Annotated in this window: 1 protein-coding gene and 1 pseudogene; both read right to left on the bottom strand. The window is 60.3% G+C overall.

Annotated features, from left to right (window positions below):
• Positions 1-641: IS21 family transposase (gene istA, locus ALO43_RS16190; RefSeq protein WP_157062314.1), on the bottom strand; the 641-nt coding region annotated here is incomplete at its 3' end.
• 181 nt (positions 642-822) lie between these two features.
• Positions 823-1,326 (bottom strand): annotated as a pseudogene (locus tag ALO43_RS29050) (TonB-dependent siderophore receptor); the annotation flags it as partial.

Genomic DNA, 1,326 nt, shown 5'->3' on the forward strand with positions numbered 1-1,326 from the left:
TGAGCCTTGGTGACGCCGCTACGCAGATTGTCGGGCACCAGAATCTGTGCAGTACCGCCGAAAAAAGCAAAACAGCGGGCGTGCGAGCCCAGCCAGTCGGGCAGCTTCTGCGACCAGGTCGCCTCGGCGAAGGTGTAGCTGGATGCGCCGAGGACGGCGACGAAAATCTGGGCCTGGCGGATCTCTCCGGTTCGTCGGTCGATGATCGGCACGGTCTGACCCGCGTAATCGACGAACAGCTTTTCGCCGGCGCGATGTTCCTGGCGCATGACAACGTCGACCTTGGCGGCCCAGAGGCGGTAGTGCTCGCAGAACCAGCTGTACTGGAAGCCTTGCGGGTGGATAAGTCGATATTCCTGCCAAAGCAGAGCCAGGGTTACGCCAGAACGGCGCAACTCGGCATGGACATGAGCCCAGTCAGGCATCGGACGTTGATCACTGGGAACAGCGGGCGGCGGCGGAAAAAGATGCCGTTGCAGCTCGGAGTCAGTCAGCGCAGACGGCCAGGTCAGGCCGCTGGCAGCAAAGCGATTGAGGTACTCACCGACGCTGGCTCGACCTACTTGCAAGCTGGTAGCGACCTGGCGGGCAGATAAGCCGACCTCGAATTTGAGACGTAGCACTTCTCGAATCTTACGCATGGATAACCGCTCCACGACGACCTCCTGCTTCGATAAAAGAGGTCGATGGTAGTGAATTAATCCTGCGTTGCTGCCTGCCTTATGGGTGGCCGGATAGCCGTGGAGTAGGTGGCCGGATCATCGTGGAATCAGTGGCCGGATGTTCATGGAATGGGCGGCCGGATTGCCGTGGAATCCGCACCCATTCCGAGCCGGAATAGGTCGAACGCGGCAGGTTCAGGTGATGGCCGTCAGTGCCGAGTGGGAGGCCGCCCCAGAAGTAATTGGTCTGATCTTCCTGACGAGACAAGCCCAGAGTGGCGGTCGTGGCATCGTTCAGATCGGCCTCGACAACCCCGTAGAAAACGCCGTGATCGCTTTTTTCCTTGTCGCGGAAACTGTTGGCATCCTGGTAGGAACCGACTATTCGGCACGCGTACCGTGCGGCTATCGTTCAGTGGTCCGGAGGCATCGAATACGCCGCGGTAGTCGTCCCAGCTCCCGACCGTGCCGGTGAGGGTGACTTGTGGAACGGCGGTAGGGCGTTTGCGCACCATATTGATCGCCGCTGAAGGGTTGCCAGACCCTGTCGCCAGGCCTGTAGCGCCTCTGATCACCTCGACATGATCGAACATGGCCAGGTTGGGTTGAACGCCTGCCGTATAGCCCGAGTACGAGGCGGGCAGGCCGTCGTACATGATGTTGT

The sequence above is a fragment of the Pseudomonas tremae genome (genome assembly GCF_001401155.1).
GTDB classification, from domain to species: Bacteria; Pseudomonadota; Gammaproteobacteria; order Pseudomonadales; family Pseudomonadaceae; genus Aquipseudomonas; species Aquipseudomonas tremae.